A 7,708-nucleotide genomic window follows, 5' to 3' on the forward strand; every position below is an offset into this window, starting at 1 on the left:
CTTTAACTTATTTTATTTATACCTTCTGTTGGATCATAGAATGAATGTTGCTCGACTTTAACTGCACAGATAATGTTTACAAGAATCATTAATGTAAGTATTATTTTCCCTGTCGGTGTCCCTGCAAAAGCAATGTAATCATCTGCTGTAACTGCTAAAAACATGAATGGAAATGATGCTGTCATAAGAGCAATTTTTTTAAATGAAGATCGTTTTGGCTCCATTCCTGCTTTTAATTTGGCTTTATATATCTTTTTTTGCTGAAATTCATCTGCTATTCTCATTAACAAGCCATCTTCATCTTTTCCTGTTTTAGAGATAAGATCCAACATGTCATGAAATAACTTAAGATTCTTGTATTTATACTTGTTAATCAGCGGTTCAAAAGATTCTTTAATACTAGTTCCTTCTAAATGTACGATTAAACAATTTTCAACATCTTCTTTAATAGGTGACTGCATTAAAGGCAATATACTTTTAATCGCAAAGCTAGGGTTTTCATATGCTGACATAGCATTTGCAAGTGAATTTAAGTACAACATCAACTGTTCTTCAACATATAGTTCAAATCTTTTCTTTTTATAAAACATCATAATTCTCGGTAAAACTAATCCTACTATCACACCAAAAACAGCAAAATTCACCGAGATAAAAAATCCATAAAATATTATTACCCCAATTAATGAACCTACAATTAAAAGCATACTATAATCTTTAATTGTTAAATTCCAATTGAATTCTTTACCCTCATGAATAATTTGATTAGGGCTAACCCACTTATATACTCCTTTTTTCTTGAGATATGCAATAAATTTACTATCCTTTGATTTATTATTTAAAACATATTTCAATGCATTTTTCTTTTTATTTTGTATGCTATCTAGATTCGCATTGATAACATAATAGATGGCTGCAATCATAATTAAATAGGGTAAATATTTAAGATACTGCAACTGCTGCCCCCTCCTTAGATAAGTCTGATTTCTCCCTATCTTTTTGTAAAACTTCTAATTGTTTAGTAAAAACTCTGGATTTTTTCATCTTTTTAATCATAGAATCGCTTAAATGCCCAGTCTGTTGATGACATCCCTCTACTTTGAATCTAGTTCTGCCTTTTTCATCTACATATTCTATTTCTGATTCTATGTCGAAAGAAAACAACGGATTATATTGTACTTGCCCATTTTTATAACCTGTATATTCAACTATCTCTGTAATTCTTCTTGTTCCATCAAGTGTTTCTTCTAGATGAATCCCGAAATCAAAGTTATTTGCTACACTTCTATATAATGACTCTAATGACATATTAACTTTCTCCGAGCACATGTCTACAACCCTTTCAATACTATCAATTGCCCCAAAAGAATGTAATGATGTCATAACCGGGTGTCCTGTTTTCGCTGATTTAACCATACTCCATGCTTCCCCACCACGAGACTCACCAATAATTAGCCATTTTATAAATTGACGTAGTGCAGATCTGTTTAACCGGTCTAAATCAATAACATTTTCAACCCCTTCTTTTTCTCTGGTTATCCAAGTTTTAATGTCACGTCTTGGGTAAATGTATTTTAAGAAAACTTCTGGGCTATCCTGAACCATCAAAATTCTATCCAATTCAAAAATATAACCTACTAAATACTTTAATAACTCTGTTTTACCTGATCCTGTTGATCCTGAAATTAATACTCTACTACGTGTTCTCATAATGGCTCTTAATAAATCTACCATAACTTCATTTGCTTGCTGTGTTTCTAGAATCGATTCTCGACTAATTCTCAAACCTTTCGTAAACTTACGAATTGCAAGTGAAATACCCTCTTGTGAAATATCAAATCCCATTAAATTAATACGCATATTAGGGAAAAAGGCATCACACTCTGGTTTTGAATATGACCAAGTTTGCCCAGAAGCATATGCAAACTTATAACATAATGTTTCATATGCTTTTCTATCTTTAAACTTAATATCAGAAAGGTACTTCCCTTCTTTAAGATCAGTAATCCATATTTCATCATAATCATTACAAATAATATCAGTGACATTTGGGTTTTCTGCAAAAGCTTCCAAAACATCTAAACCAGCTACAGCATCCACTAGTAATTTGGTTAGTTCATCTAGCGAAAACCCTGGAAGATTAGGTTTTTCAATAAGATATTGAGAAACCACTTTCCTTAGTGCAGCTTTCTTTTTTTCATCACCAAAGGATTCTTGAAGTAATGATTTATGTTCATTTTTCAAGAAATCTTTTACTTCTTTTAAATATTCTTCCGGTAGTTCCTTTTCATGATTAACACCTATACTATTACTTGCTTTAATAGTATAAATATACTTCTCAATATCAATTTTTTTCTTTTTCCCTGGACTATGACCATACTTCTCTAAATTGATAATATTTTTCTTTACGATCTCCATAGTTTAATGCCACCTCTTTTTTCTTCTTGTTTAATGAAGAAACCAAGTTGACGAGAAATAGTTTTCAAATGCAAATCAATTATAGGAGAGCCCACCTTCAAAGCAAATTCAAATTCAGCTCGTTCATTGCAATACGGAATGCATTCAGAAATATTTAACTCAGTTAATTCTCCGTAAATATCCTTACCTATATTACTACTACAAAGATTAAATACTTGTATCCATTTCTTGTATTGTAAATCAGCTTGTTCAAAGACATTTGTTAATTCCATATATCTCGATAGATATTTAGGGCTACCATTCAATACATTAATCACATATTCACATTTACGTAATATTGGTAATCCAAAAATATCGTCAATTTCACATGGAAGGTTAAAAATAACTGCATCGTAGTCTAAACTCTTGATTCTATTCATTAATTTTTCTACGAATTTAATAATAATTTCTTCGCTATCATTTTGAAAATCTGGAAATTCGGATGCTTGATACTCCTTTGGATAAACTAGTAAATCCAATGAACTGGGCAACCAATCAAATTGTTTTGTGTTACTATGAATATCTTTTTTTCTAAAAATGTAATTTTCAAGATTTAATTGATTATACAAAATAGCTTCTTCCATAAATTTTCCCATATGTCTATCACCAAGAGGCATTTGGGCTTTATTGGCAAACGAAGGATTTGAATAATCTAACTCAACAAACAATACTTTATGTTGATTTTCTGCAATTATTTTTGATAACGCATGAGATAATGTAGCCTTACCAATATTTTGCTCTATACCAAATACGCCGATAATTTTTGGATTATTACTCCCCATGTTTATCCCTCACTCTCTTATTTCACTTTGTACGATTGTTTTTGTATCCATTTTACAATTTGTTCATCTGCTGTTTTTTCAACATTTGTTTTATATGCTGTTCCACTTGCAACAGGGATTATTTTCCCAATTAATGTACCTTGATTTAGCAATGTATTTTCTTCTTCATTCACTGCGAATGTATAAATCTTTGCCATAGGGCGATTTTTCGCTTCTTCTTTTAAGCTATCCTGATATGAGCCTTCCACATTTATAGTTGCAGGGTCAAAAACATTTGCTGCATTACTATCTTTAACTGCTGTTACTCTTACATGTTTTGCAATGCGGCCAAAGATAGGCTTTTCTACAACCTCACCTTTTTCATCTTTATCCTTAACTGTTCCCTTAAAGTACAGATCCACATGACTTTCTGGAATAATACTATTCCCTGAAGAAGTCTCAATATCTACTAATAGAGGAAATGCCACTTCACTTGGTTTTAAGTTTAAAATAGCTGCATCTGGAAGCTCATCTTTAGATACCACTTTATTCTTAAAAACATATGAATTCTCGACTAACCCAAAACCATTTACAGTATATTTCCCTACAATGTCATTCGGATTTTTAATCGCATTAGGGGGAATTGAGCTATTTGATACTTCACGTACTTGTAGCATATCTTTGGTTATCTTGGTTCTAGGTGGAATATCAACCTTAGTAAAATATACTTTTTGTAAATTGACCTTGCTAGAAACGGCATAATTCTCGTATCCAACAATCGCAACTACTAATCCTATTGAAGCTGCTAAAGTAATAGCTAACTTCTTAGGCGTACTCTTTTTTTTCACATCTTCCAACTCCTATTAATTAGGTTTTTTCAACTTTTTTGCTTCAAATATAATGTTAGCAAATTGTCGAACACTAGCTTTTTCATCTTCTTCTTTTAGGTATTTACGTATCGGAAGATCAAAAGTGTTATAAGATTCTACAGCAAGCATGGATGGCTGAGAAGCAAGAGCATATATATGTAATTGCTTCTCACCATCACTTAGATTTGATTGCTCTACATACTGTCTCACAAGAGCCTCTTTTACTACATCCTCATTAACTGTAACTTCTTCATCCACCCTAACCTGTCCCATATTAATACCCTTGCTCATAGCGCTTGCTGCTGCCTGTTCTAAAGTTCTGTCCTCATTTGTATCAGCTGCAAACAAATAACTTGAACTTGCAATAAACAATGTAAATCCAAGCAATACAAGAGCCATTATTACAAACTTAGGGGCACTCAATTACATCACCCTTTTTAGGTTATTTAAGGTTAAACTTGCTAAAGAATTCACTATTTAAATCCACATTTAATCCATGAGATTTATTATATGCTTTAATAGATTGGTAAATTTCAGGACTAATTTTATAAGATTCTTTATGATAACCTGGAGGAATATCTTTAGGATTCGGATATTTCCAATTTGTCCACCAATTATTTAAACTTGTTAACATTGTTTCTTTTCCTTGCCAATTCCATCCCACCTTATCAGGGAATGGATTACTCGGATTTACTGATCTTCTAATAAAATCATCTTCGCCCTTTTTATTTCCAATAAATGAACCTTCAATCATTACTTCGCCAGTTAGACATAAGTTTAATTTATTTACTCCGGCATTATAAGATTTAATATTAAAAGCATATTTCCCATCTTTTTGATCAAAAGATGTATACCACTTTCGACCACCATTTAGAATTATCTCTTTTGGATTATAAGCTGGGTGATTTTTATAGTCTTTATCAAAGACATTACCTGAAAACTTTTCAACATATGTCATTGGGAGTGACCAAACCGATTCACTTACAGAATTTTTCGTCTTTTCCATTTGCACTTTATATCCATCATCAACTTTTGGATATTGCAAATGCTTAGTCATTGTTGGAAAAAATGAATCTGTACTTTTAGGCCCTGTTGCACTACTTTTAGGATCTTCATTAGAATAAGTTGTTTTCACCTCATAACTAAATCCATATCCCGATCTCAATGTTTTTCTGGATAAATTAATTATCTCACCTGTCAGATATTCATAGAGTTTATCCTTTGTTCCCTTGTCATTTATTGTTCTTACTACAGCTTGAATACTAGCTTTTTCTCCAGGCTGAGGACATAATGACATTTGATGACTAGATGTGTATATAGGTGTATCCAATTTATTATTCTTAAAATTCGTTTTTTCAACATCTTTACTGTTATCATACTTTCGTGGCAATGGATTAATTTCAGCCTCTATTTGTCCAGACCTTTTTAATGTCCAGTCAAAGCTTATGGTTTTACTTTCTCCTTCCTTTAAGGTAACATTCTGTGTCCCCACCCTATCACCATCAAAGCTTAAGATGATATTAGGTTCTGTTGAATTGTATTGAGCTTCTAATGTTTCAAGTCGTTTTAATTTATTCGTTTCACATTTTAATTTTTCTTCTACTTTCTGAAGCCTTAATAGAATACTATCTAGACGTTCTTCCCACCATGAACAATCTTTTGGATAACAATGTTGTTCTCCGTTTGCATCCACATAGCAAGTTTTTTCCAAACGACATGACCTTAAATTAGAGCTTGCACTATCTCTATCATCTCTAAGACTATTTATTTCTGATTGCAGAGAGTTAATCTTCTCTTTTAATTCACCCCTATATTTATCCCTTTCCTCTTTAAAATTGGCTCTAGATACTTTTACAGGGGTAGAAATATTTGTTCCTTTTTCTGCCGTTTCTCCTTCAATTCGATCTACAGAAAAGTCCATTTTATATTTAAAATCATCCTTACACATATTATCACTTGGATCAACTGGCACTTCTGTACCACAATTGCCATCTATTGTGAAATCCGTAGTTTTTACCTCTGACTCACGTTGGACTCCATCTACTACCTTCAATTTTGCTGTAAATTTACCACAACTTTTTGGTTGCCAACGAATAGGACTATTAGTACCACTTCCCCCAAATTTACCAGCTTCTTTTTCGGAAGATTTCGAATTATTAATTTGTGGTTGTGAACGTATATAGCCATCATTTTTATCTACCAACGAACCGTTTTGATAAATTTCTAGAAACCAATGTACACGATTTCGCTCACCTGCTGAGTCACGATATGGGTTATATGTATCAGAGTTTGGATCATTGTCAGTATAACCTTTATTTTTTGATACATATTCGAATCCTTCTAAATTGAAGTTAACAGGGTCAGATTTTGCACCATTCGAAGCATTAAATTTAGTAATATCCGGATTGCTTGTACGAACTACCCAAATTTGATAAGGACTTACACCTTTATTTAAACCAGCACCTGCATATCCTCCACTTAAATAAGCAATATCTCGAATCCAGTAGAAGAGCCCGTAGCTTTTTCCTGTACCTAGGTTCTTTACATTATGTTCTTGTAAATTATCTAATACAAAATCTCCATTTCCATTATACTTATTATGGATAATGGTTGAATTCATTCTTTGAATTTCGGTAACCATTCGGTTTCCAATTGGATTCCCTGTTCCCAAAAATCCATCATTTGCAAGGTTAACATATGGTTCTGAGTAATCTGCATTTTGAACTAGGTTTTCAAAATTATTACTAAAATTAAATGAACCGTTATACATAGCTGGATAATGAAAGTCAGCTGTATAATATGCATCTCCACCAAGTGGTGGTGTATATCCTTTACCAGGTCTAAGTAATTTCCCTTTAATTTGCAAAGTTGAGGTATCCAATAAAGTACTAGGATCACCATTATAAAATGGCACATCATTATTTCTTGCACTTGCTGTATTTGGTATAAATAATGCTATCAACACTACAATTAAAAAAAGTGTAGATTTTATTTTATACACGATCTTCCCCCTTTCGTGTATCAAATGTATACGGAGAAGATATTTCCCCTTCCCCGTATACCATATTTTCATTAATCTTAGTTCGATTTCACTTGAACATATAACATTTTATCAACCATTGTTAAACCAATACGTACTTTATGGTCACCTTTTTCATAATTACTGATTTTTGGTTCATTGACCATAGTATCAATCTCTTTGTCTACATTTAAAGCAGGAGTTAATAATTTAATCCACTCTTTAGCTAATTCTACAGTTGCATTGTTATTTGATAAGAATAGAATTTTATAATTATCTTTATCAATGCTTTCTACTAAAAATTGTGCATTAAATGTGCTTGATGGAAGATACATACCTTCATCTTTAAGAGTCACTTCTGCACCAATATTATTGTATTTTAAATTAGTTCCATATTTTTGGTTTACAGATTTAACAATATTTTGTGCTGGGCTTGAAACTGAATCTTGAGAAACCTGTAAGTTATTAAAAGCAGTTTCATTAAATTTAGTCTCTGGCGTTGCTAATCCAGCATCTAATCCCTGTGGTAATTTCTCTTCAGGCTTCACTTCTGGCTTAGTCTCAGGTTTTTCCTCAGGCTTCACTTCTGGTTTAGTCTCAGGTTT

Annotated in this window: 6 protein-coding genes and 1 pseudogene; all 7 read right to left on the reverse strand. The window is 32.2% G+C overall.

The window, feature by feature from the left end; all coding sequences use genetic code 11:
• Positions 1-2: 2 nt before the first annotated feature.
• Positions 3-920 (reverse strand): type II secretion system F family protein, encoded by a 918-nt coding sequence (locus BAQ44_RS09720; protein WP_071721538.1) that lies wholly within the window; start codon positions 918-920, stop codon positions 3-5.
• A 19-nt stretch (positions 921-939) separates the two neighbouring features.
• Positions 940-2,415: a TadA family conjugal transfer-associated ATPase gene (locus tag BAQ44_RS09725; protein WP_071721535.1), complete on the reverse strand. Its 1,476-nt coding sequence runs from the start codon at positions 2,413-2,415 to the stop codon at positions 940-942.
• Positions 2,403-3,236: an AAA family ATPase gene (locus tag BAQ44_RS09730; RefSeq protein WP_071721536.1), complete on the reverse strand. Its 834-nt coding sequence runs from the start codon at positions 3,234-3,236 to the stop codon at positions 2,403-2,405. Before BAQ44_RS09730 ends, BAQ44_RS09725 begins: the two co-directional genes overlap by 13 nt.
• A gap of 17 nt (positions 3,237-3,253) precedes the next feature.
• Entirely contained in the window at positions 3,254-4,063 is an 810-nt protein-coding gene (cpaB, locus tag BAQ44_RS09735; RefSeq protein WP_000730537.1) for a Flp pilus assembly protein CpaB, read from the reverse strand.
• A gap of 15 nt (positions 4,064-4,078) precedes the next feature.
• Positions 4,079-4,483, reverse strand: a complete 405-nt coding sequence (locus tag BAQ44_RS09740; RefSeq protein WP_071721539.1) for a hypothetical protein — start codon at positions 4,481-4,483, stop codon at positions 4,079-4,081.
• Positions 4,484-4,526: 43 nt separating this feature from the next.
• Positions 4,527-7,085 carry a conjugal transfer protein gene (locus BAQ44_RS09745; protein WP_071721537.1) on the reverse strand — a complete coding sequence of 853 codons (2,559 nt, stop codon included), beginning with the start codon at positions 7,083-7,085 and terminating at the stop codon, positions 4,527-4,529.
• Positions 7,086-7,162: 77 nt separating this feature from the next.
• Positions 7,163-7,708: pseudogene (locus BAQ44_RS31395) on the reverse strand (S-layer homology domain-containing protein); the annotation flags it as partial.

The organism is Bacillus mobilis, assembly GCF_001884045.1.
Taxonomy (GTDB): domain Bacteria; phylum Bacillota; class Bacilli; order Bacillales; family Bacillaceae_G; genus Bacillus_A; species Bacillus_A mobilis.

Bases quoted from the DNA above. Each gene is read 5' to 3' on its own strand.
- BAQ44_RS09720 (WP_071721538.1), bottom strand. From the start codon at position 920: ATGATTGCAGCCATCTATTATGTTATCAATGCGAATCTAGATAGCATA.
- BAQ44_RS09725 (WP_071721535.1), bottom strand. From the start codon at position 2,415: ATGGAGATCGTAAAGAAAAATATTATCAATTTAGAGAAGTATGGTCAT.
- BAQ44_RS09730 (WP_071721536.1), bottom strand. From the start codon at position 3,236: ATGGGGAGTAATAATCCAAAAATTATCGGCGTATTTGGTATAGAGCAA.
- BAQ44_RS09740 (WP_071721539.1), bottom strand. From the start codon at position 4,483: ATGGCTCTTGTATTGCTTGGATTTACATTGTTTATTGCAAGTTCAAGT.